Origin of the sequence: Clostridium sp. Marseille-P3244, assembly GCF_900120155.1 — a bacterium.
Classification (GTDB): domain Bacteria; phylum Bacillota; class Clostridia; order Lachnospirales; family Lachnospiraceae; genus Mediterraneibacter.
In genome coordinates, this window is sequence record NZ_LT635549.1 from 1,537,061 (window position 1) to 1,561,663 (window position 24,603).

Below are 24,603 nucleotides of genomic sequence, written 5' to 3' on the forward strand. Positions count from 1 at the left end.
TTCCGTCTGGCAGAAATCGAAAGAAGGAAAGGTAGATCAGAGTTATGGCAGAGTCAAAGAGAGATTATTACGAGGTGCTCGGCGTTGGAAGAGATGCCGATGACGCCGCAATAAAAAAGGCATACCGTGCGCTTGCCAAAAAATATCATCCGGATATGAATCCGGGGGACAAAGAAGCCGAAAAGAAATTCAAAGAGGCATCCGAGGCGTATGCTGTCTTAAGTGACCCTGAGAAACGCCGGCAGTATGATCAGTTCGGCCATGCGGCATTTGAGGGGGCAGGCGGCGCCGGCGGATTCGGAGGCTTTGATTTTAACGGCGCAGATTTCAGTGATATATTCGGAGATATATTCGGAGATCTGTTCGGCGGCCGCAGGAGCAGCCGCGGCGGGAACGGACCGATGAAAGGCGCCAACATTAGAAAAAGCATCCGGATTACATTTGAAGAAGCCGTATTCGGCTGTGAAAAAGAACTGGATCTGATCCTGAAAGATCCCTGTGAGGACTGCCACGGCACCGGGGCAAAACCCGGGACGTCGCCGGAGACCTGTTCCAAATGCGGCGGAAGAGGACAGATTGTTTATACATCCCAGTCATTTTTCGGAACGGTCCAGAATGTACAGACCTGTCCCACCTGCGGAGGTTCCGGGAAGGTCATCAAAGAAAAGTGCCCGAAGTGTTCAGGTACAGGGTATACCTCAAGCAGGAAAAAGATTAAAGTATCCATTCCGGCAGGGATCGACAACGGCCAGAGTGTGCGGATCCGGGATAAAGGCGAGCCGGGTGTGAACGGAGGGCCGAGAGGAGATCTTCTTGTAGAAGTGAATGTGTCAAGGCATCCGATCTTTCAGCGCCAGGATGTGCATATTTTCTCTACAGTGCCGATTTCATTTGCCGTGGCCGCGCTGGGCGGAGACGTCCGTATCCCCACAGTTGACGGAGATGTGATCTACACCGTGAAGGCGGGCACAAAAACAGATACAAAGGTTCGTCTGAAGGGAAAAGGAGTGCCGTCTCTCAGGAATGCCCAGGTGAGAGGAGATCACTATGTGACGCTCGTTATCCAGACTCCGGAGCGTCTCAGTCAGGAGGCAAAAGAGGCATTAAGGAGGTTTGACGAGCTGAGTGGAAATACACTGCATCAGGAAGACGCAGGTGAAAAAGCAGAAAAAAAGAAAAAGAAAGGCTTCATGGAAAAAATGAAAGAAGCCTTTGATGATTAAATCTGAGTTTGCCGGAGTGATTCCGAAGACTCCGGGGAGGATAGATAAACCTTAGGGAATAGAAAAAAGCCAGTATCAGAAAAACGTATTCTGCGGCAACAGAATGGGTGCTCCCGGATTCCTTCAAAGTCGCCGGTCCACCCATCTGCCGCCGCAGAAAGGTTCTTACAATCGCTGCTCTTTTTCTACTTTACACTTAATCCATCCTCTCCGGCCTCCCTCCCCTCAACAATCTCAGATTTCAGAGGATGGTGTAGGAGTAGTTTCCCGTGCCTTCCGTATAGTATACTTCTGCGAAACCGGAGTAAGTATCATTACTTCCCAGAAGTCCTGAATGGTTTGGCTTCAGGTATTTCACTAAAATTTCGATGTCATCGTGAGAGGTGATCGTGATCCCGTTGCCGTATTCCAGTTCATCCTGAGAATAAGTATCATATTTTTCACCATCTGACAGCTGTGAGAACAGTTCATCGTAATCACCGTTCTGCACGGCTTCATAGGCGGGGTGCAGAGTGATACTGGTAACATTTCCGGCTGCGATCTCTGTCCGGATGATATTGCCTGATTTTTCGAGGTAATCAAGCGTGTTAGTGTACTCCGGATATATATAGAGTGAACCGATCGACACAACATTGTGAGTCGATACAGACTGACCGGAGGCTGATCCGGAGTTGATAAATGGATGTGGTCCACCGGATACCTGGCCGGACAAAGAGGACGAGGCGTTCGCAAAATCAAGCGCCAGTTCACCAACAGGTGTTTCAGAGGCCAGAGTACGCACATCTACGTTAAGCAGGTCCTTTTTATAAGCGTCCAGAAGTTCCTGTCTCTCTGCGGATCCCAGCGAGAGCTTTTCCGGAAGACCGTATATATCGGTGAGGTAAATGTCGGAGATGCTGTCCTGCTCAAGGTGGAAGACAGGGAACAGCTTTTCACGATAATCTTTGTTCTGACAGAGTGTTTCGAGTGCATCCAGTGTCTGATCATATTCCAGACAATACTGGCGGGAAACTGTTTTGCCGTTATCTAAGTTGTAGTAAAAGACCGCATTGATATAGCGTCCGGTATCTGTATCACCGATGGTTCCCATATTGTATGCTTCAGGAGTGATCCCGTTTTTCAGATTGCTGATACCCGACTGCGCAAGCGTATAAAGGGGTTCGTATTCCAGAGCCGGCGCGCAATAGTCGGTGTAGGGTACATCGGGGAATGATTCTTCCGGATAACTGAAATAACCGGTGAAGGAATCCGGGCGGAAGCTGATGCTTTCGATCTGATCCTCTTCTGGAAGATAGTCATTATATCCGATCAGGTCAAACTGAAGGACGCAGAGGATCACTGCCACCGCTGCTATGGAAATAAGTGAAGAAATCCATCCGCGGAAGATCTGTCGGAGATCCTGCCGGTAGATAAACTCGATGACCGCGCAAAGGATGACCGCCACAAGGAGGCTCAGAAAGATGAGCCATTTTGTCCCGAAAGCACCGGAAAAGTTCTGCAAGACCAGTCCTGAGAACAGAGCAGTGGGTATGCAGATCATCACTTTGACTACAGGGGCTATCACAGGGAAGGCAAGAGCGTTACCCGCGGTTTCGGACGGATGGAAGCGATACAGGATCGCGGCCACGGCAAGAAGGCAGGCAGCCATTGCGACAGCGCCCAGGATAAGAGCAAGATTTGCCGTATCATTTGCTGTACGTTCCATGAGCTTCACAGACAGACTTCCGGGTGAGAGGTACTGAGAAAGTCTGAAGCTGGCCGGATAATAGACCGGGTAATAGCTGTCGAAAAAAGCATTTTTCAGGGGTGACAGGAGTGCCAGCACCATGGACGGGTATACACTCAGGACAAGGGTGGCAAGAAGCCCTGTCACCGTCTGCCCTGTCAGCATAACTGCCACCAGGCTTGTATGATAGATCAACAGGAATGCCAGGAGACCGCCGGCAGCGGCGATGCCTGCGTTCCAGAGGATTTCCGGGTCCGTTATTCCATTGATATATGCGGACAGGATGGTCAGCACAGAACAGATGAAATACGGAAGGACAAACATGATAAGCCCGCTTATATAGGAGATCGTGAACCATTGCCCCCGCCGCAGCGGCAGAGAATGATAAAAATCCAGTTTCTCTCTGGAATGGATATAGGAAAATCCGGTCAACGCGATCAGCACTGCCAGTACAGGAATCGCGCCCATAAGCGGCCAGAAGTTAGCGCCGTTGAGCATTCCCGGGAACACGTCCACAATCCAAAGATTTTCATAGTTTCCCTGACCAATCTGTGCGCTGTCCAGCTGGATCGTCGCAAAAACCGGCATCATAAAAACAAGGACAATACATGTAAGAGCGGCGAGCCATCCTCTGCGTCGGATATCGCTGCGAATAAATTTAATATAAGAGATCTTTGATGTCATAACCGGCCACCTCCGTTTCACTGATAAATATTTCTTCAAGTGTAAGCGGCAGCACCTCCGCGAAAAGAGGATCCTGCGCCTGAGCGAGTTTCAGCGCTTCTTCCCGGCCTCCACGTACAGTCAGCGTAAGCAGAGCACCGGAGCGTTCCATTTTCAGGATATGCAGCGACTGGATCAGGGCCTGTTCCCGGTGAGGGTCAGGGACCACGCACTGCAGTTTGCAGATGCCGCATTTGATCTGATCAAGATCCTGTGTAAGAAGGATCTTTCCGTGGTGGAGAAGTCCGACACTGTCGCAGATGTCCTCCAGCTCCCTTAAATTGTGGGAGGAAATGACCGGGGTAAAATCCCGGTTCAGGATCTCTGCCGCGAACAGGCTCTTGACCGCCTGTCGTACAACCGGATCCAGTCCGTCAAATGTCTCGTCACAGAGGAGATATTTTGTTCCACTGCACAGGCCGAGAAGAACAGACAGCTGTTTCTTCATGCCCTTGGAAAAAGAACTGATCTTCCGTTTCGGATCCAGCCCGAATTTTTCAATAAGAGAATGAAACTGTTTCTGATCAAAGGCCGGATAGGTCATCATATAATAGTCCTCCATCATGCGGATGTCCGCGTTCTGGAAATAGTAGGGCGCATCTGAGAGAAAACAGATCTGTGATTTAATAGCCGGATTTTCATAGACCGGTTCGCCGTCTACGGTCAGTTCCCCGCTGTCGGGTCTGATAATTCCGGCGATCATGCGGAGAAGTGTACTCTTTCCCGCACCGTTGGAGCCGATCAGTCCAAAGATCAGGCCTTCATGAATAGATGCGGTGACATGATCCACAGCGTGGATATTCTGGAATGTTTTGTCAATGTCTTTCAACTCGATCATTTGAATCCTCCTTCCCATACAGAGAGTCGACCATGGCAGCGTAATCCTCTTTTTTTAAGCCCAGTTCCTTCCCGTAGGAGAGGAGCTGTCTGATCTCTTTTAACAGAGCTTCCTTCTTCTGCTGGAGGAGTGCTGTACAGTCTGAGACAAAATTTCCCCGTCCTTTGACCGGGTAGATATATCCGAGCTGCTCCAGCAGGGCGTACGCTTTCTGGATCGTGTTTGGGTTAATAGAGAGTTCCATCGCCAGAGAACGCACAGAGGGCATCTGCGTGTCAGGAGATATGACCCCTTTCAGGATCAGCGTCTGGAACCGCTGCGCGATCTGTTCATAGAATGGAAGCTTACTTTGGTAATCAATCGTAATCATAGTATCCCTCTTCTCTGATACAGGTAGTCTGATAGTGACAGATATTCTTTATTACAAGTGTATGAAGTGTATTACTTCATGTAGTACACTAAAAGTAACATGAGAAACAGGGAAAGTCAAGACAAATGTGAAAAAAGTGTGAAAGGGGACAGGCACCTTTTAACGATAAATCCAGAATATTCTGAAAACTTTGACAAAAGGTGCCTGTCCCTTTTTAAAAATACTTGTGTATCACTTCAATAAGTGATATGATATCCCTGTTCGGAAAATGAACGAATGGAAAGGAAAGAAAAGCGTGACCTATAAAGAAGCAAGGGTATATTTGGATGAATTGTCCAAATACGGAAGTGTACTTGGCTTGGATACGGTTCGAGGTCTGCTGCGTGAGCTTGGAAATCCTCAGGATGACTTGAAGTTCATACATATCGCAGGAACCAATGGCAAGGGATCTGTGCTTGCATACACTTCGACAATCTTAAGTGAGGCAGGGTACAGGATCGGGCGATATGTTTCACCGACAGTTGTCTCTTATCTGGAGCGGATCCAGGTAGACGGAAGATGGATATCGGAAGAAGAGTTCGCGGAAAAAACAGCACAGGTAAGAGATGCTATTGCCCGATCGGAGAGGAACAAAGAGAGAGTTCCCACAGTTTTTGAAGCTGAGACGGCGATAGCTTTTTTATATTTCCGGGAAATGAAATGCGATCTTGTTGTGTTGGAAGCCGGGCTGGGAGGAGCTCTTGACGCGACAAATGTTGTGGAAAATACGATCTGCGCGGTGTTTTCCTCCATCAGCCGGGATCATATCGGGATCATTGGAAATACGCTGGAGGAGATCGCGATAAATAAGGCCGGGATTTTAAAGCGGGGATGTCAGGCAGTCTCCGCAAGACAGAAAGCCGAGGTGAGAGATCTTCTGAAGAGATCTGCCCGAAAACTGGGATGCGGCTTCCGGGAGGCGGAGCCGGAACAGGCAGAGATCATAAATGAGGATGAACGGGGGATCCGTTTTTCCTATAAAGAGTACGACGGTATGCAGACCGGAATGTCAGGCACCTTTCAGATTGAAAATCTGACTACGGCGCTGGAAGTGATCAGCGCTCTCAGGGACAGTGGATACGATATCGAAGAGAATGCGGTGAAAACCGGTCTGGAAAGGACATTCTGGCCGGGGAGATTCCAGTGTATCGGACGGGATCCGGTGTTTCTGCTGGACGGAGCTCATAATGAGGAAGCGGCGCTTTGTCTGCGGGAATCGGTGAAAGGATATTTTCCCGGCAGAAAGCTGATCTGCATCGTGGGGGTATTCCGGGATAAGGAATATGAGCGGATCGCAGAGATCATGTGTCCTCTGGCTTCTTCTGTATATACGGTGGATCTGCCGGACCGGAAGAGAGGACTGCCGGGAAAAGAGCTGGCAAAAGAGGCAGAAAAGTATTGTTCTGATGTGAGATATTTTGCGGACGGTACATGCAGTGATGTACCTGCAGGGACGAATACGGGCATCCGATGCGCGGTGCGTGCCGCGCTGGATAAGGCAGAGCGGGAAGACGTGATCCTTGCATTTGGATCCCTGTCTTATCTCAGGCACATAAAGGATGCTTTTGACGCAGAAAGAGATCAGGAAGAAGGGGATAAGGTATGATAGACCAGGAGAAGATAGAAAAGGCGGTGCTGCTGTTTCTGGAAGGGATCGGAGAGGATGCCGGAAGAGAAGGGTTAAGAGACACTCCGGCCAGGATCGCCAGGATGTATGAGGAACTCTGTGCCGGAATGGACGAAGACGCGTCAGAACATCTCACAAAAACATTTTCTGTGGATCACAGTGAGATGGTGATTGAAAAGGACATCACATTTTATTCTCTGTGTGAACATCATATTCTGCCATTTTATGGGAAGGCCCATATTGCCTATATCCCGGACGGCAAAGTGGTGGGACTGAGCAAACTGGCGAGAACGGTGGAAGTATTTGCCAGAAGACTTCAGCTGCAGGAACAGCTGACAGGTCAGATCGCGGATGCCCTGATGGAATACATGCAGCCCAAAGGTGCTCTTGTAATGATTGAGGCAGAGCATATGTGTATGACCATGAGGGGGATAAAAAAGCCGGGCAGCCAGACTATGACACTGGCAAAAAGAGGTGTATTTGAGACGGACCCGTCTCTGGAGGAACGCTTTTTCAGGATGATTGGGAGACAGGGATGATGGAACGGATCAACAGAATTTTGTCGCATCCTTCGTACAGAGAATATTACGGGAAACTGGAAAGACTTGAAAAAGACAGGAAGTTTTGCCGACATCAGATGGGGCATCTTCTGGATGTGGCACGGATCGCCTGTATCCGGAATCTGGAGGAGGGCCTTGGCCTGGACAAAGAGATCATCTATGCAGCTGCGGTACTTCATGATATAGGAAAATCTCTTCAATATGAAAAAAAGATCCCTCATGAGACAGCCAGTGAACAGATCGCGAAAGAGATTCTGGACAGTCTGACAGGAGAGCCGTCCGAAGTCCCTCTTTTTTCAGAAGAGGAAAAAAGAAAAATACTTACGGCTGTCAGGGGTCACCGGAAGTTAAGAGAGGACGCGGAACCTTTGGAAAAACTGCTGTATGAGAGCGACAAAGCGTCCAGACTGTGTTTTGTCTGTCCGGCCGAGCCGGACTGTGACTGGAGCATGGAAAAGAAAAACAGGGAGATCAGGATATGATCATTGGGAAAAAAGAATTTGACACAGAACATCACACCTATGTTATGGGAATATTGAATGTAACCCCGGACTCTTTTTCGGACGGAGGGAAATACTGTGATCCGGACGCCGCGCTGTTCCATGCGGAGAAAATGGTGGAGGAAGGGGCGGATATCCTGGATGTAGGGGGAGAGTCTACCCGGCCCGGTTATGTGCAGGTGACGGAGGAAGAGGAGATCTGCCGTGTGACTCCGGTCATCGAAAGACTGAAAAGAGAGTTTGACATCCCGGTTTCTGTCGATACCTATAAAAGCACTGTCGCCGGGGCTGCGATCCAGGCAGGCGCGGATATGATAAATGATATCTGGGGACTGAAATATGATCCGGAAATGGCCGGCCTTATTGCCGAAAGCGGTGCTGCGTGCTGTCTGATGCACAACCGGAAGAAAGCAGAGTACAGCCAGTTCCTTCCGGATTTTCTGGAAGATATGCGCGAGGTCGTGCGGCTGGCCCGGACAGCCGGCATCCGCCGGGAGAAGATGATCCTGGATCCGGGGGTAGGATTTGGAAAGACTTATGAAATGAATCTTGAGATCATCCGTCATCTTGAGATCCTGCATGAGCTGGAACTGCCGGTTCTTCTGGGAACATCCCGGAAATCCGTCATAGGTATGACACTGGATCTGCCTCCGGATGAGAGGGAGGAAGGGACACTTGTGACAACAGTGTATGCTGTTCAGAAACGATGTGCTTTTGTCCGTGTCCATGATGTTAAGAAAAACCGGAGGGCAATACTGATGACAGAGGCTCTGATGGGAGCGGGAGAGAAAAGGTGGAGAGGATGAGTCAGAGAAAATTTGATCAGATCGAGATAGAAGATCTGGAAGTATTTGCGAATCATGGAGTATTTCCGGAAGAAAATACACTGGGACAGAAGTTCCTTATCTCAGCAGTCCTTTATACGGAAACAAGACGCGCGGGCAGGACAGACGACTTGACGGATTCCATCCACTACGGCAGGGTCAGCGCGTTTATCGAGAGTTATCTCAGGAACAATACCTTCCGTCTTCTGGAACGGGCGGCGGAGAGTCTGGCAGAGGAACTTCTCCTGACCGTACCCGGACTTTCCGGGATCCGGCTGAAAATAAAAAAACCCTGGGCTCCGATCGGCCTGCCCCTTAAGACGGTAAGCGTGGAGATTGAAAGACAGTGGCATACAGCGTACATCGCACTTGGATCTAATATGGGAGACCGGACAAAATATCTTACAGACGCGGTGGAAGCGCTGGGCGGGATCAGAGGCTGTACTGTCAAAAAGGTATCCGGTTTTCTGGAGACTCCACCTTATGGGGTGGCGGATCAGGACGATTTCCTGAACGGCTGTCTGGAGCTTGAGACCCTGCTGTATCCGGAAGAGCTTCTGGAGCAGCTCCACCGGATCGAAAAGGATGCAGGGCGGGAGCGAAAAAAGCGCTGGGGGCCCAGAACGCTGGATCTGGATATCATTTTCTACGATGATCTTGTGTGCCAGTCGAAGGATCTTTGTATTCCACACGTGGATATGCACAGGAGGAAGTTCGTTCTGGAACCTCTCTGTGAGATCGCTCCGTACAAAAGACATCCTGTGTACGGGAAGACTGTGGCGGAGATGCTGGAAAACCTGGATTAACACTTGCATTTTAAGCTGTTCAGTGATATTCTGTATTACGCCGTCCGTGTAAATGGCTGCCGGCAGGTGTCTCGCGGCTTTCACGTGGACACGGACGACATGAATAAACTCAGGAGAGTCTCTTTTACAGGCGCGAGAGCCTTAAAAGAGCGCCGAAGGTGTAAGCGGCACAGCGGATAATTCCGCGGAAAACGCCGTGAGTCTCTCAGGCAAAAGGATGGAGGTATAAAGGAATGTTTGAGCAGATCAATCACATTATCGAAGTAGTGGACGACGCGGTCTGGGGACTGCCGTTGATCATTCTGATTCTTTTCACCGGGCTGCTGCTGACAGCCCGTCTTGGACTTTTACAGGTCCGGCATCTCGGGAAAGCATTTAAGTTCATGTTAAAAAATGAAGAAGACGGCGAGGGAGAGGTAACTAGTTTCGGGGCACTCTGTACAGCCTTGTCCGCGACGATCGGAACCGGAAATATCGCCGGCGTGGCCACGGCACTTGCGGCAGGAGGCCCTGGAGCGTTGTTCTGGATGATCGTGGCTGCCTTTCTGGGAATGGCCACAAAGTACGCGGAGGGCCTTCTGGCGATCAAGTACCGTACGATCGACTCGGAGGGGCATGTCCTGGGCGGACCGTTTTATTACATCGAAAACGGGATGGGCAAAAACTGGAGATGGCTGGCTAAAATATTTGCCTTTTTCGGAGCGGGAGTAGGCCTGTTCGGCATCGGTACATTCACACAGGTGAACAGCATCGCGTCCGCGGTGAAGGACTTTTTTGATCCGGAGACTTCTCATGCAGTCCCGTTGTTCGGAAATACATATTCCTGGGCTACTGTGATCACAGGCCTGATACTTACACTGTGTGTAGGGCTTGTGGTGATCGGAGGTATCCGGCGTATCGCCAGGGTATCCGAATTTGTAGTGCCGTTTATGGCGATCCTTTATGTGGCTCTGGGCCTGATCATTATAGTGACAAATATTACAGCAGTTCCGGCCGCTATTGTATCTATCGTGAAGTCCGCATTCACGGGGAGCGCTCTGGCCGGGGGAGCTATGGGAAGCATGGTCGTGGCGATGCAGAAAGGAATCGCCAGAGGTATCTTCTCCAATGAGTCCGGTCTGGGAAGTGCGCCCATAGCAGCAGCGGCAGCCATGACGAAAGAACCTGCCCGTCAGGGACTGGTATCGATGACAGGAACGTTTATTGATACGATCGTTATCTGTACAATGACAGGACTGTCGGTAGTGATCGCGGGAACATGGCTGGATCCAAAACTGGAGGGAGTGGAGATCACCATGGCCGCGTTCCGTGAAGGACTTCCCTTCCCTCCCGAGGTGGCATCTTTCTCACTGATGCTCTGTCTTGTCTTTTTCGCTTTTACAACAATCCTTGGATGGAATTACTATGGCGAAAGATGTGTCGAATACCTGTTCAACAGAAAGAGATCTGTGGTGACAGGATACCGGTGGCTGTACATTCTGGCTGTGTTTATCGGGCCTTATATGACGGTAGCGGCAGTGTGGAATATCGCGGATATTTTTAATGCCCTTATGGCATTCCCGAATCTGATCGCTCTGCTGGCTCTGAGCGGAGTGGTCGTAAGAGAGTCGAAAGACTATTTCGGAAGACTTAAAACGATGAAATAACAGGTACGGAGAAACAGAATTTCCGAAAGTCCAATGAACGAAAACAGTAAGACAGTCTGTATTTATGTAGAATAAGTACAGACTGTTTTTCTATGGATATAAAAATAACAGAAAATTATATGCATAATTGATTTTTGTAGAATAAACATGTGAAATCTGATAGAGAAACATGGAAATCAGACTCGGATTGGAATATTTTGGAAATACATGATAATGTGTTTTAGGGATTGCATTATACTATATTTTGTATTAGAATGGAATCCAGACGGATATATGGCGCTTTCATGTCAGGCCATCCCAAATAGAATGAACGAGGAGAAATAAAGGATGAACATTATTAAAAGAAACGGAGCAGAAGAAGTATTTGATAACAAAAAGATCATAGTAGCCGTCACGAAAGCGGATACATCAGGAGAGAACAGAAGTCTGACGGATTCCCAGATCGAAGATATCGCGGAGTTTGTTGAATTCAAGTGTAAGAAGCTGAACCGCGCGGTATCTGTGGAGGAGATCCAGGATATGGTTGAGAATCAGATCATGGCCACAGGAGCTTTTGATCTGGCGAGAAGATATGTCAGATACCGCTTTAAAAGGTCTCTTGTAAGAAAGGCCAACACAACGGACAACCGGATCCTTTCTCTCATCGAGTGTAATAACGAGGATGTGAAACAGGAGAATTCCAACAAAAATCCGGCGGTGAACAGCGTTCAGAGAGACTACATGGCAGGGGAAGTAAGCCGTGACCTTACTCAGAGGATGCTGCTTCCGGAGGATATCGTAGAGGCAGATAGAGCAGGTATCATTCATTTTCATGACTCTGACTATTACGCGCAGCATATGCACAACTGTGATCTGGTCAATCTGGAAGACATGCTCCAGAACGGCACCGTGATCAGCGGCACCATGATCGAGAAGCCGCACAGCTTTTCCACCGCATGTAATATTGCCACGCAGATCATTGCCCAGGTGGCCAGCAACCAGTATGGCGGCCAGAGTATTTCTCTTGCTCATCTGGCTCCGTTCGTACAGGTTTCCAGAGATAAGATCCGCGCGGAAGTTCTCCAGGAGATGGAGATGGTAGGGATCGACTATCCGAAAAAAGTACTCAATGATATAGTAGAGGGACGTCTGAAAAAGGAGATCACGAAAGGAGTTCAGACCATCGAATATCAGGTGATCACTCTTATGACGACAAACGGACAGGCTCCGTTCCTCACCGTGTTCATGTATCTCAATGAGGCAAAGAATGAGGCGGAGAAAAAAGACCTGGCAATGATCATCGAGGAGACATTGAAACAGCGCTATCAGGGAGTGAAGAATGAGGCCGGCGTCTGGGTGACTCCTGCGTTCCCGAAGCTGATCTATGTGCTGGAAGAAGATAATATTGAAGAAGGGACACCATATTATTACCTGACAGAGCTGGCCGCGAAATGTACCGCAAAGCGGCTTGTGCCGGATTATATTTCCGAGAAGAAGATGAAGGAACTCAAGGAAGGAAACTGCTTCCCGGTTATGGGCTGCAGAAGCGCGCTGAGTCCGTGGAAGGATGAGGATGGGAACTATAAGTTCTATGGCCGGTTTAACCAGGGAGTGGTGACGATCAATCTTGTGGATGTGGCACTGTCCTCCGGCGGAGATATGGACAAATTCTGGCAGATCTTTGACGAGAGGCTGGACCTCTGTTATCGTGCTCTCATGTGTCGGCATAACCGCCTGAAAGGTACGCTTTCCGACGCGGCACCGATCCTGTGGCAGTATGGAGCTCTTGCCCGGCTGAAGAAGGGGGAGACCATCGACAAACTGCTCTACGGCGGCTATTCCACGATCTCTCTCGGATATGCGGGCCTGTATGAGTGTGTGAAATACATGACCGGAAAATCCCACACAGATCCGGAGGCGACACCGTTCGCGCTGGATGTAATGAAACATATGAATGAGGCATGTGATAAATGGAAAGCAGAGACCAATATCGGATTCAGCATTTACGGGTCTCCCATTGAGAGCACCACGTATAAATTTGCCAGATGCCTCCAGAAGAGATTCGGCATCGTGCCGGGCGTGACGGACAAAAGTTATATCACGAACAGCTACCACGTGCATGTGTGTGAGGAGATCGACGCTTTCGAGAAGCTCAGATTCGAGTCCCAGTTCCAGGCTCTTTCTACAGGCGGCGCGATCAGTTATGTGGAAGTGCCAAACATGCAGGACAATATTCCGGCGGTACTGCAGGTGATCCGGTTCATTTACGACAATATTATGTACGCGGAGCTGAATACAAAGAGCGATTACTGCCAGGAGTGCGGATATGACGGAGAGATCCAGATCGTGACTACCGGGGATGGAAAACTGGTATGGGAATGCCCCCACTGCGGAAACCGGAATCAGGATACGCTGAATGTGGCGAGACGTACCTGCGGATATATCGGGACACAGTTCTGGAATCAGGGCAGGACCCAGGAGATCAAGGAGAGAGTGCTGCATCTGTAGGCGCGGCTTGGCCCGTCTATATTGACGCAGAGGAGCGGAAGGATGAATTACGGAGAAATAAAAAAGTGCGATATCGCCAACGGCGAGGGGGTGCGTGTTTCCCTCTTTGTTTCCGGCTGCACTCATCACTGCCCGGGATGCTTTAACGAAGATACGTGGGATTTTAATTACGGCAAAGAGTTCACACAAGAGACAGAAGAAGAAATCCTGGAGGCGTTGTCTTTGGATTATATCAACGGACTGTCTCTGCTGGGAGGAGAGCCTTTTGAGCCACAGAATCAGGAGGTCCTTGTGAAACTTCTCAGGAAAGTAAAGGAACAATATCCCGCAAAAGACATCTGGTGTTACAGCGGGTATCTCTTTGATAAGGAGCTGCTGGGAGAGAGCCGCGCCAGATGCGGCTGCACAGATGAAATGCTCTCCATGCTGGATGTGCTTGTGGACGGAAGATTCGTGGAAGCACTGAAAGATATTACACTCGTATTCCGGGGTTCATCGAATCAGAGAGTGATAGACGTGAAACAGAGTCTGGAACGCGGAGAAGTCGTGCTCTGGGAGCCGAAAGTGAAACGGGGGATGGAGTAAGAGCCCCGGTGCTATATTGCATATAAAAAGGCCCATCCGGCTGTTTTGCCGGACGGGCCTTTTTATATATCGGCAGAGCGTTCAGGAGAGGAAAATCAAAAGAAATCCAACCATTTTAATTAAGAAAGCACTTTTCTTCCACTGTGTAAAACGTTATGATTAAAAGGAAAAAATTTACAGGGGGATACATATGATCAAAGTATTTTTAGTGGAAGATGAAATTGCGATCCGGAGCGGAATAAAAAACAGCATCCACTGGGAAGAAGAAGGATATGAGTTTACAGGGGAAGCAAGCGACGGAGAGCTGGCATATCCTATGATCCTCAAGGAAAGGCCGGATATTCTAATTACGGATATAAAAATGCCTTTTATGGATGGTCTGGAGCTGAGCAGACTGGTAAGACGGGAGCTTCCTGATATAAAGATATTGATCTTAAGCGGGTATGATGAATTTGAGTACGCGAAAGAGGCGATCAAAGTCGGAGTTACGGAATATCTGTTAAAACCGATCTCATCAGCGAAACTGCTCCAGGTTCTGGGAGAGGTACGGGATATCGTGCTGCAGGAGCGTGAAGAGAAAGAGCTCCTGAGGAGATATTCTGAGGAGATGAAAGAGAACACAGAACATGAAAAGATGAAATTTTTCAGCCGCCTGGCAGCGGGAAATCTTTCTACATCCGAAGTCATCGATACGGGAAAACAGTATGGGATGAATCTGAGCGCTCAGGCTTATGGGATCGTTCTGTTTAAAATACTGTCTTCGGGAGACCGGTCAGTCAGGCTGGGCGAGGCGTATAAGGCAGTAGAGGATGTCGCCCTGGAATCTCCGGATATCAACAGTTTCCAGAGAGGTGTGGATGGCTGGGCTTTCCTCATCACAGGTGAAAGCGAGGAGGAAATAAAAAGGACGATCAAGGATTTTATCGTTCAACTGAAACAGCTCATGAGCAAATGGAAAGATATTGAATATTTCGGGGGAACCGGAAGCGTTGTTACAAGGCTCAGCGAGATGAGGGAATCCTTCCGGGAGGCCGAAAAAGTCTTTGCCGGACGCTTCACACATGAACCTAATCAGATCCTGTTTGCCGGAAGCAGCCAGGAGATGCAGGAAGTAGACAGCTTCAGTATGCAGGAATTTGGAGAGATCAAGAGGAACAGGGGACTGATTGAAAAATTTTTGAATAATGGCACACAGGAGGAGATTGAGAGTTTCGCTGACGCATATGTCCAGGAGATCACCACAGATAATCTCAGGTCTACATTGATGCGGCAGTATATTATCATGGATATCTATATCGTGATCATGGCGTTCTGTGAGAAGCTCAAGGAGGCAGATGATAAGCTCCGGAAAGAAGCGGAAGGTCTAAAAGAGGCAATGAAGCGGATCCAGACGCAGGAGGGAGTGAAAGCTTATATGATCCGCCTTTTGTCCTGGGCTATCGATACCCGGGACACGGTCAGCGGAAGACGTTACTCGGATATCATCAAGACGGCGCAGGAACAGATCGCCAGGACTTATATGTCGGAGGATATCTCTCTGAACACGGTAGCGGTAAGTGTGGGGATGAGTCCCAGTTACTTCAGCACCGTATTCAGCAGGGAAGTGGGGAAGACGTTTGTAGAATACCTTACAGAGACAAGGATGGATAAAGCAAAAGAACTTTTGATGTGTTCTTCCATGAAGACGTCTGAAGTAGGATATGAAGTCGGATACCGGGATCCTCATTATTTCAGCTATATATTTAAAAAGACGCAGGGATGCTCCCCGAAAGAGTATCGCGCCAGGAGAAAGGAGCAGTGAGAATGAAGGAATATCGCAGAGTTTCTCTGAATAAACGTCTGATGCTGATCTCTCTGGCCGTACTTATTCCCATGCTGCTTGTCACCGCATATCTGCTTTTCTCGCTCTATAGTGCCACGGGGGCCTATGTACAGATTACGGAGAGTGTGTCCTATGCCAATCGCTATTCCAAGGAATTTAAAGAACAGATCGATGACAGCATTTATTTTGCCATCATTGGAAGAAAAAATCTGGACGAGCTGGGAACTCCGGACACCGGGATTGGAAGTATTGAGACTGTGAATCCATATGAGTGTATCGACGACCTGGACAGGGCCTGCACCCGTATGTCAAAAAAAGCGACTGTTGAGGGGAACAGAAACCAGATCACAAGGGTGAGGAACAGCCTGAAATCTCTGGAAAAGTGCGTGGGCGAGCTGGAAGAGCAGATGGATGGCAATGCTACCTATGAGGAAAATATCAGGTACTGGGATGAGAATATTACATCGCTTACCACGCTGATCCAGGAAGGGATCCAGGAATATATCTATGTGGAGACAATGAATCTTGACACTGTCAGAGGCGAGCTGGACACACAGAACGCCAGAACATTTACGGTCTGTGTCCTGGTATCCGGGGTGGCGGTGATCATAGCCCTGGTGATGACGACGCAGGCCTCCCGGAGCATTACGGTGCCGATCAGAAAGCTGTGTGATGTGGCGGCGCGGGTAGCGGAAGGTGACTTTACGGTTAAGACAAAGGTAGAAAATACAGATGAGATCGCGATGCTCACGGAAAGCTTTAACGATATGACCACAGAGATCGGCAGACTGGTGGAAGATATTAAAAAGAAGCAGGAAAATCTCCATATCACAGAGACCAAGCTTCTTCAGGCACAGATCAATCCTCATTTTCTTTACAATACTCTGGATACGATTGTGTGGCTGGCAGAAGAAAAGAAGAATGAGCAGGTGGTTTCCATGGTGACCGCGCTTTCTGATTTTTTCCGGACTACATTAAGTAAAGGAAGAGATTTCATTACAGTGCGGGAGGAGCGGTCCCATATCGACAGCTACCTTAAGATTCAGCAGTTCAGATATCAGGATATTATGGAGTACAATATCGATATTGATGAAGACCTGTATGATTATATGATCCCGAAACTGACGTTGCAGCCCCTGGTGGAAAACGCTCTTTATCATGGAGTCAAGAATAAGAGAGGCAAGGGCGTGATCTGGATCACGGGGGAAAAAGAAGGGGATAAGATCATCTTCAAAGTACTGGATAACGGGAAAGGAATGACAGAAGAAGAACTGGAGAAACTCAGGAAAAATATCAAAAGGGAGAAGAACGAGGACCTTGCGGACGGATTCGGACTGGCAAATGTTAACCAGCGTATCCGTCATTATTATGGAGAAGAGTGTGGATTATCGTTCAACAGTCATGAAAATGAAGGGACGGAGGCTACTATTACACTGCAGGCAAAAAATATTCCACCTTTTGCATAAAAAAACAAACAAGTTCCATATATTTCTAAAAAAAATATAAAAAGCGGAGATGATACTCTGTTTAATGCCGACATTTTTTGCGATAACATAGCCTCAGTAAACACGACAGCCATACAGGCAGTCAAAATAAGGAGGAAATGTGAAATGAAAAGAAAAGTTCTTGCGGCATTACTTGTTGCAGTCATGACAGTTGCTATGGCAGCAGGATGCGGAAATGGCGGCGGAGACAACGCTTCCGGCGGAGACGAGGCTTCCGGCGGCGGAGATGATCTGATCACGATCGGATTTTCACAGGTTGGAGCAGAGTCTGACTGGCGTACAGCGAACACAGAGTCCATGAAGTCAACATTCAGCGAAGAAAACGGTTATAAGCTCATCTTCGATGACGCTCAGCAGAAACAGGAAAACCAGATTACCGCGGTGCGTAACTTCATCCAGCAGGAAGTTGATTACATACTTCTGGCACCTGTTACAGAGACAGGATGGGATACAGTTCTCCAGGAAGCATATGACGCTGATATTCCGGTGATCATTGTTGACCGTATGGTAAATGTATCAAATGATGATCTGTACACAACATGGATCGGAACTGACTCTTTGCTGGAGGGACGCAAAGCAGCTGAATGGCTGAACGCATATGCGACAGCGAAAGGCTGGGCTCCGGAAGATCTTCACATTGCTCATATCCAGGGAACCATCGGATCTACAGCACAGATCGGACGTACCCAGGGTCTCGAGGAAGGTGTTGAGAAATACGGATGGGATCTTCTGACACAGCAGACCGGTGAGTTTACACAGGCAAAAGGTCAGGAAGTTATGGAGACAATGCTGAAACAGTTTGACAACATCAACGTTGTATACTGTGAGAATGACAATGAGGCATTTGGCGCGATCGACGCGATCGAGGCTGCAGGCAAGACAGTTGGTACTGACATTGCTAACGGCGAGATCCTTGTTATCTCCTTCGATACAACAAACGCAGGTCTGACAGATACTCTGGATGGCAAGATCGTCTGCGACGTTGAGTGTAATCCGCTTCACGGACCTCGCGCAGAGGAACTGATCCTTGCACTTGAGAACGGCGAGACAGTTGAGAAACTGAATTATGTAGAAGAAGAAATCTTCACACATGATGATACGGTTGCAAGCGTAACAGCAGTAAACAGCCTGGAAGAGGAAGCTGAATACGCGGTTACACCTATCACGCAGGAGATCATTGACGGACGTGCGTACTAGGATGAACAGAATATAGATAAGTAACGATGGTCTGAAAGATTGGCGTAGTGGAATAATCGGGGTACTCCGGGTATGCTGCTGCGCCACTTTTACGGAAAATATGCGGCTATGAAGCGAATGAATGAGAAAGCGGGTGAAATCTGAATGGAAAATAATGTTGTATTAACCATGAGAGATATCTCAAAGACGTTTCCTGGCGTTAAAGCTTTACAGCATGTTGATTTTACACTGCGCAAGGGTGAGATCCATGCACTGATGGGGGAAAACGGCGCCGGAAAATCGACGCTGATCAAGGTGCTTACCGGAGTCTATGAACTGGAAGGCGGAGAGATCCGTCTGGACGGAAAGTCTGATCCGGTTGTCAATAAATCTCCTCAGGACGCGCAGAATAACGGAATCAGCACAGTGTACCAGGAAGTCAACCTCTGTCCGAACCTGACAGTGGCGGAAAATCTTTTTATCGGGCGGGAGCCGAGAAAAGCAGGATTTATCGACTGGAAGACGATGAACAGAAAATCCACGGAACTTCTCAAAAGTCTCGGGATCGACGCGTACGCCACAGATAAACTGGAAGAGTGTTCCATCGCCAAACAGCAGATGATCGCCATCGCCCGCGCGGTGGATATGCAGTGCAAAGTGCTGATCCTGGATGAGCCAACCTCTTCTCTGGATGATGACGAGGTGGCAAAACTGTTTAAATTAATGAACCGGCTGAAAGAGGAAGGCGTAGGGATCATTTTTGTGACGCATTTCCTGGAACAGGTATATGAGGTGTGTGACCGTATCACGGTGCTTCGGAACGGTGAGCTGGTGGGAGAATATGAAGTCAAAGATCTGCCCAGAGTGATGCTGGTGGCAAAGATGATGGGCAAAGACTTCGATGATCTGGCAGATATTAAGAGCAGCCATGATCCCCTGAAAGAGTATATCCCGATAGTAGAAGCAGAAGGGATCGGGCATAAAGGAACGATCCGACCGTTTAATATCGTGATCAATAAAGGCGAGGTGATCGGACTGACAGGACTTCTGGGCTCCGGTCGTTCTGAACTTGTCCGCGCGATCTATGGGGCGGATAAGGCAGACAGTGGAACACTGAAAGTAAACGGGAAAGAAGTTAAGATTCATGCGCCGATCGACGCAATGAAACTGGGAATGGCCTATCTTCCGGAAGACAGAAAGAAAGACGGGATCATCGCGGACCTGTCTGTGAAAGAGAATATTATCATTGCCCTTCAGGCAAAACGGGGCATGTTCCATCCGCTGGGCAGGAAAGAGATGGATGAGATGGCGGACAAATATATTGAAATGCTCCAGATCAAGACGGCCAGCCGTGAGACACCGATCAAGAGTCTTTCCGGCGGTAACCAGCAGAAAGTGATCATCGGACGCTGGCTTTTGACGGATCCGGAATATCTTATCCTGGATGAACCTACAAGAGGGATTGATATCGGTACAAAGACCGAGATCCAGAAACTGGTGCTTGATCTCGCGGACAAAGGAATGGCAGTGACATTCATCTCTTCTGAAGTGGAAGAGATGGTGAGGACCTGTTCTCGTATGGCCGTTCTCCGCGACGGAAAGAAAGTCGGAGAGCTGTACGGTGAAGAGATCTCACAGGAAGGGATCATGAAAGCAATTGCGGGAGGTGGCGAAAGTGAACAATAAAAATTCTAAATTAAAGAAACTGACGTCGATGCGTCTGTTCATGCCGATCGTATGCCTGATCATCATCATCCTTGTCGCGACGGTCACGATACCGGACTTCCTCTCAGTGACCATTAAAAACGGTACACCTTATGGATATCTTGTTGACGTGATCAACCGTGCCTCCGAACTGGTCATCCTGGCAGTCGGCATGACACTGGTGACGGCGGCTTCCGGAGGACAGGATATCAGTGTGGGAGCGGTTATGGCTGTGGCGGCGGCAGTGTGCTGTCAGATCCTTTCCGGAGGAGAGGTCTCTGTCACAACTCTTGCGGCGCCGATCATCCTGGCGCTTCTCGCGGCACTTGCGGCTTCTGCTCTGTGCGGCGCTTTCAACGGCTTTCTGGTGGCAAAACTGAATATCCAGCCCATGGTAGCCACTCTGATCCTGTATACAGCGGGACGGGGGATCGCGCAGCTGATCACGAACGGTCAGATTACATATATCCGTGTGGATTCCTATCAGGTTTTCGGGAGCTATATCGGAAAATTCCCGATCCCGACACCTGTCATCATAGCGGTGATCGTTGTCCTGCTTGTATATCTGGTACTGAAACGGACAGCCCTTGGACTGTACATTGAAAGTGTGGGTATAAACAGTACCGCATCCCGTCTGGTGGGCCTGAATTCCACCATGATCAAGTTCCTGACCTATGTGATCTGCGGTATTCTTGCCGGTGTGGCAGGTTTCGTGGCCTCCAGCCGTATCTACTCGGCAGATGCCAACAATATCGGTCTGAATCTGGAAATGGACGCGATCCTGGCAGTTGCCCTGGGTGGCAATGTCCTGAGCGGAGGTAAATTCAGCCTTATGGGATCTGTGATCGGGGCGTATACGATCCAGGCGCTCACTACCGTACTGTACGGAATGAATGTGTCTGCGGACCAGCTGCCTGTATATAAAGCGATCGTAGTCATTATCATTGTGGTGCTGCAGAGTCCTGTGTTCAAGAAGAAGCTTAATACATGGAAAACAAAGAAAAAGGCGGCATACGCCGTGGAAGGAGGAAATCGTTAATGAAAAAGAAGACTATGGCAATGCCAAAGAAAAAAATAAACGGAAACACCTTTCTCCTTCTCGTGACGGTACTCCTGTTTGTAGTAATGTATGCGGCCGGGATGATCATTTTTGCAGATAAAGGTTTTGCGAAACCTCAGATGTTCCTGAATCTGTTTATCTCCAATGCCGGTCTTCTCGTGATCGCAATGGGGCAGACCATCGTCATGATATCCGGCGGGATCGATATTTCGGTAGGTTCGGTAACGGCACTGGTATGTATGGTCAGCGCATATATGATGGAAAACATGGGAATGAGCGCGTACGCGGCGGTGGCGGCGGCACTGTTTATCGGACTGGCGTTCGGCGTGGTACAGGGATTCCTGGTGTCTTATCTGGATATCCAGCCGTTTATCGTAACTCTGGCCGGTATGTTTTTTGGACGAGGCATGACTTCCATTATCAGTACGGAAATGATCTCTATCCAGAATGAAGTGTTCATGTCCTGGGCGAAATTTAAGATCAATCTCCCCATTGGCTCTTACAGCCGGAGAGGAAAATTTATACCGGCATATGTTTATCCAACGGTGATCATCGCGATCCTTATACTGATCATTATCATTCTGGTAATGAAGTATACGAAATTTGGCCGCTCTGTATATGCTGTCGGCGGCAACGCCCAGAGCGCGATGATGATGGGTCTGAATGTAAGGCGTACAAAGTTTAAAGCTTATATCCTGAATGGCTTTCTTGCCGGATTCGGTGGCTTCCTGTTCTGTCTGAACAGTTGTGCGGGATTTGTGGAACAGGCAAAAGGTCTTGAGATGGACGCCATTTCTTCCGCTGTTATCGGCGGAACGCTCCTGAGCGGCGGTGTGGGAACTCCTTTCGGAACATTGTTCGGTGTTCTGATCAAAGGTACGATCCAGTCACTGATCACCACACAGGGTACACTTTCAAGCTGGTGGGTGCGTATTGTACTGTCAGCACTGTTGTGCTTCTTTATCATCCTGCAGGCTGTTATCTCAGGATTAAAGAAAAGGAAATAGGGTAAAGGGAATTCAGATAGATAAAAAATCGATAAAAAATATACTGTCGGTTGAGGACAGAGCCTTGTATAGGGTTCTGTCCTTCTTTTATTTGTAAAAAGATCTCCGGCATATATCAGAGTTGTTTTTGTCTGTAAAAGCCAAAATAAATGGATATATTGCACAAAATTTATCTTTACAATTTGAATAAAACATACAATAAAACCAAAAAAATTCCGGAGATGGAAACCATTTAGAATTTTATTATTGTCGAAAATTGATATCATTAAATTATGAACGAAAGACAATGTAATATTCTGACAATGTTGGAAACGGGACAAGAACTGAATGTGGAAACGCTGATGGACCAGTTTGCGGTTACAGAACGTACGATCCGAAATGATATACGGGATCTGAACTCTGAGCTTCCGGAGGGAACAAAAGTCAATATTGTGGATGGCGGAAGAATCAGTGTATCGACAAAGGACGATTTTTCATCGATCGTGGCCAGGCTGGCAGATCAGAGTGATTATTATCACTACAGACTTTCTGCCAGGGAAAGGAGAACGATTTTAACTTTGATCCTGCTGTACAGCAGTCATTATGTAACCATGGCTGAACTTGCGGATAAACTTTTTGTGAGTAAGAACACGATCGTCAGTGAAACAGAGAATTTGAAAGAAATATTTGAGAGACATGGCCTGCGGCTGGAATCAAAGACCCGAAGGGGATTCCGGACTGTCGGAGATGAAAAGAAGATACGGAGGTTTATCTTTGAACTGTGCAGGGATAATACCGGGGATAATAACAGCAGCGCCTATCGAAGGTTGTTTCGCCGTGAACTGGAGGGGAACATTGACAGGAAAGCAGTGTTCGATATTTTGTGCGTATGGGAAAACCGCCATGGTTTCGAGCTTACTGATCAGTCCTTTGAAGAACTGGAAAACTATCTCATCGTGACCGCAAACCGGATCAGCAGCGGGAACATACTGCTGGAATCCTATGACGGAAATATGACAGATTTAAGCGAGGCATCTGAACTTTTACAGATGGTACTTACTAAAATCGGGAAAAATTCCGAAGCGATCTTATCCGCGGAACTGCCTGCGCTGAACCGGCGTATCCTGGGATGCCGTTATATAAAGAAGAATTTCAGTAATAAGAAAATAGATTCTTTATATACGGAAATGAGGATACTTACTTTTATCTATGATATCTGCAGGAGGCTGGATATCGCCCAGGAGATCAATTATGATAAGTTCTATTTTATATTTGTCCATATCAACAGCGCGGTGCAGCGCGTAAGGCAGGGTGAGGAAGTAATAGAAAATGCCTTTCAGGAGGAGCTGGAAGTTTCTTACCCTGATATCTTTTCTGTGATCAGGCAGGAAGCGGAGACACTGGACGAACTTGTGCCGGGAAATATGGGAGATATGGAACTGTCGTATATCGCCATGTATTTTATCGCTGTGCTGGCAGAGAAGCCGGAGAGGGACAGAGAGATCCGGGCAGTTCTGGTCTGTTCCTCAGGAATGTGCACGGCAATGCTTCTGCAGGCAAAACTGAAACTCCACTTTAATATTGAGATCGTTGATGTGCTGTCTTCTCATAAATATGAACAGTATGATCTGACAGAGGTGGATCTGATCATTTCCACGGTATATGTGGAGACAAAGACCTGTCCGGCGGCATGTATAAGCCCGCTTTTATCAGACAGCGATATCGAGACGATACACAGTGCCATCGCTCAGATCAGACATGAACAAAAACACCAGGATGAAAGCAGCCTGCAGCGTCAGATCAGAGAATATATCGACGAATACCGGAGTCTGACGCAGTCACTCGGGGAAGGACAGGATCCGTACGGCCGCACGGTTGAAGAGTTCTATCATAAGTATTTTGGGGCGGACAGTACTGATTCAGAGAAAAACCTGTACAGTCTCCTGGACGAGGATTTCATTTTACTGGATGAAGATGTCAGTACATGGGAGGAAGCGGTGACATGCGCCGGGAAATTGCTGACAGATAAGGGCGTGGCAGAACCAAGGTATATTGACAGCATGATCCGGATCATAAGAAACAACGGCCCATATTGTGTTTTTATCCCCCATGTGGCACTGGCCCACGCGGCACCTGAGGACGGTGGGGAGAAAATGGGTTTAAGCCTTGTGCGTCTGAAACGACCGGTTGAGTTTCACCACCCTTCCAATGATCCGGTACAGATCGTGGTGTGTTTAAGCGGTGGAAAAGACAAGGATTATCTGCAGCCTTTTTTCCATCTGGTACGGATTTTTCAGAACAGGGAGGTGCTGGAATTTATCCTGTCAGCAGTACATCCCACGGAGATCATCAATATTATCAGGTTCTACGAACAATATTTCTTTACATAAAAAATC

19 protein-coding genes and 1 riboswitch are annotated in these 24,603 nt (G+C 48.3%); of the genes, 16 read left to right on the plus strand and 3 right to left on the minus strand.

Annotated elements, in window-relative coordinates:
* The first annotated feature begins 44 nt into the window (after window positions 1-44).
* Window positions 45-1,223, plus strand: a complete 1,179-nt coding sequence (gene dnaJ, locus BQ7367_RS09135) for a molecular chaperone DnaJ (RefSeq protein WP_072525163.1) — start codon at window positions 45-47, stop codon at window positions 1,221-1,223.
* A gap of 241 nt (window positions 1,224-1,464) precedes the next feature.
* On the opposite strand, the gene BQ7367_RS09140 is transcribed toward dnaJ, so the two are convergent.
* From BQ7367_RS09140 to BQ7367_RS09150, 3 genes are read right to left on the minus strand one after another with little or no spacing between them, the layout of a single operon-like run.
* On the minus strand, window positions 1,465-3,633 hold the full coding sequence (locus BQ7367_RS09140) for a DUF6449 domain-containing protein (RefSeq protein WP_072525164.1): 2,169 nt from the start codon (window positions 3,631-3,633) through the stop codon (window positions 1,465-1,467).
* The gene (locus tag BQ7367_RS09145) at window positions 3,608-4,510 is read right to left on the minus strand and encodes an ABC transporter ATP-binding protein (protein WP_072525165.1); all 903 of its coding nucleotides are present in this window, start codon (window positions 4,508-4,510) and stop codon (window positions 3,608-3,610) included. Before BQ7367_RS09145 ends, BQ7367_RS09140 begins: the two co-directional genes overlap by 26 nt.
* Window positions 4,488-4,880: a GntR family transcriptional regulator gene (locus BQ7367_RS09150; RefSeq protein ID WP_072525166.1), complete on the minus strand. Its 393-nt coding sequence runs from the start codon at window positions 4,878-4,880 to the stop codon at window positions 4,488-4,490. The genes BQ7367_RS09145 and BQ7367_RS09150 overlap by 23 nt, the downstream gene beginning before the upstream one ends.
* Before the next feature lie 268 nt (window positions 4,881-5,148).
* On the opposite strand from BQ7367_RS09150, the gene BQ7367_RS09155 reads away from it, so the two are divergent.
* The 15 genes from BQ7367_RS09155 (at window position 5,149) to BQ7367_RS09225 (ending at window position 24,597) form a co-directional block, all read left to right on the plus strand.
* Window positions 5,149-6,525 carry a bifunctional folylpolyglutamate synthase/dihydrofolate synthase gene (locus BQ7367_RS09155; RefSeq protein WP_072525167.1) on the plus strand — a complete coding sequence of 459 codons (1,377 nt, stop codon included), beginning with the start codon at window positions 5,149-5,151 and terminating at the stop codon, window positions 6,523-6,525.
* Window positions 6,525-7,085 carry a GTP cyclohydrolase I FolE gene (gene folE, locus BQ7367_RS09160; protein WP_442855400.1) on the plus strand — a complete coding sequence of 187 codons (561 nt, stop codon included), beginning with the start codon at window positions 6,525-6,527 and terminating at the stop codon, window positions 7,083-7,085. Before BQ7367_RS09155 ends, folE begins: the two co-directional genes overlap by 1 nt.
* Entirely contained in the window at window positions 7,082-7,588 is a 507-nt protein-coding gene (locus tag BQ7367_RS09165; RefSeq protein ID WP_442855371.1) for an HD domain-containing protein, read from the plus strand. Before folE ends, BQ7367_RS09165 begins: the two co-directional genes overlap by 4 nt.
* Window positions 7,585-8,412, plus strand: coding sequence for a dihydropteroate synthase (gene folP, locus BQ7367_RS09170; protein ID WP_072525170.1), 828 nt, complete (start codon window positions 7,585-7,587; stop codon window positions 8,410-8,412). Before BQ7367_RS09165 ends, folP begins: the two co-directional genes overlap by 4 nt.
* Window positions 8,409-9,236 carry a 2-amino-4-hydroxy-6-hydroxymethyldihydropteridine diphosphokinase gene (gene folK, locus BQ7367_RS09175; RefSeq protein ID WP_072525171.1) on the plus strand — a complete coding sequence of 276 codons (828 nt, stop codon included), beginning with the start codon at window positions 8,409-8,411 and terminating at the stop codon, window positions 9,234-9,236. Before folP ends, folK begins: the two co-directional genes overlap by 4 nt.
* Before the next feature lie 100 nt (window positions 9,237-9,336).
* A riboswitch (glycine riboswitch) is annotated at window positions 9,337-9,467 on the plus strand.
* A 2-nt stretch (window positions 9,468-9,469) separates the two neighbouring features.
* The gene (locus tag BQ7367_RS09180; RefSeq protein ID WP_072525172.1) at window positions 9,470-10,882 is read left to right on the plus strand and encodes an alanine/glycine:cation symporter family protein; all 1,413 of its coding nucleotides are present in this window, start codon (window positions 9,470-9,472) and stop codon (window positions 10,880-10,882) included.
* 327 nt (window positions 10,883-11,209) lie between these two features.
* Complete coding sequence (gene nrdD / locus BQ7367_RS09185; RefSeq protein WP_072525173.1) at window positions 11,210-13,369, plus strand: anaerobic ribonucleoside-triphosphate reductase; 2,160 nt, start codon at window positions 11,210-11,212, stop codon at window positions 13,367-13,369.
* Between the two features lie 42 nt (window positions 13,370-13,411).
* On the plus strand, window positions 13,412-13,954 hold the full coding sequence (gene nrdG, locus BQ7367_RS09190) for an anaerobic ribonucleoside-triphosphate reductase activating protein (RefSeq protein ID WP_072525174.1): 543 nt from the start codon (window positions 13,412-13,414) through the stop codon (window positions 13,952-13,954).
* Window positions 13,955-14,144: 190 nt separating this feature from the next.
* On the plus strand, window positions 14,145-15,755 hold the full coding sequence (locus tag BQ7367_RS09195; RefSeq protein ID WP_072525175.1) for a response regulator: 1,611 nt from the start codon (window positions 14,145-14,147) through the stop codon (window positions 15,753-15,755).
* Between the two features lie 2 nt (window positions 15,756-15,757).
* Window positions 15,758-17,242: a sensor histidine kinase gene (locus BQ7367_RS09200; RefSeq protein ID WP_072525176.1), complete on the plus strand. Its 1,485-nt coding sequence runs from the start codon at window positions 15,758-15,760 to the stop codon at window positions 17,240-17,242.
* A 144-nt stretch (window positions 17,243-17,386) separates the two neighbouring features.
* Entirely contained in the window at window positions 17,387-18,478 is a 1,092-nt protein-coding gene (locus tag BQ7367_RS09205; RefSeq protein ID WP_072525177.1) for an ABC transporter substrate-binding protein, read from the plus strand.
* 144 nt (window positions 18,479-18,622) lie between these two features.
* Window positions 18,623-20,143, plus strand: a complete 1,521-nt coding sequence (locus tag BQ7367_RS09210; protein ID WP_072525178.1) for a sugar ABC transporter ATP-binding protein — start codon at window positions 18,623-18,625, stop codon at window positions 20,141-20,143.
* Between the two features lie 28 nt (window positions 20,144-20,171).
* Window positions 20,172-21,200 (plus strand): ABC transporter permease, encoded by a 1,029-nt coding sequence (locus tag BQ7367_RS09215; protein ID WP_072526157.1) that lies wholly within the window; start codon window positions 20,172-20,174, stop codon window positions 21,198-21,200.
* Window positions 21,200-22,228, plus strand: a complete 1,029-nt coding sequence (locus BQ7367_RS09220; protein WP_083588915.1) for an ABC transporter permease subunit — start codon at window positions 21,200-21,202, stop codon at window positions 22,226-22,228. The genes BQ7367_RS09215 and BQ7367_RS09220 overlap by 1 nt, the downstream gene beginning before the upstream one ends.
* Window positions 22,229-22,500: 272 nt before the next feature.
* Window positions 22,501-24,597, plus strand: coding sequence for a BglG family transcription antiterminator (locus BQ7367_RS09225; RefSeq protein ID WP_083588916.1), 2,097 nt, complete (start codon window positions 22,501-22,503; stop codon window positions 24,595-24,597).
* Window positions 24,598-24,603: the final 6 nt, after the last annotated feature.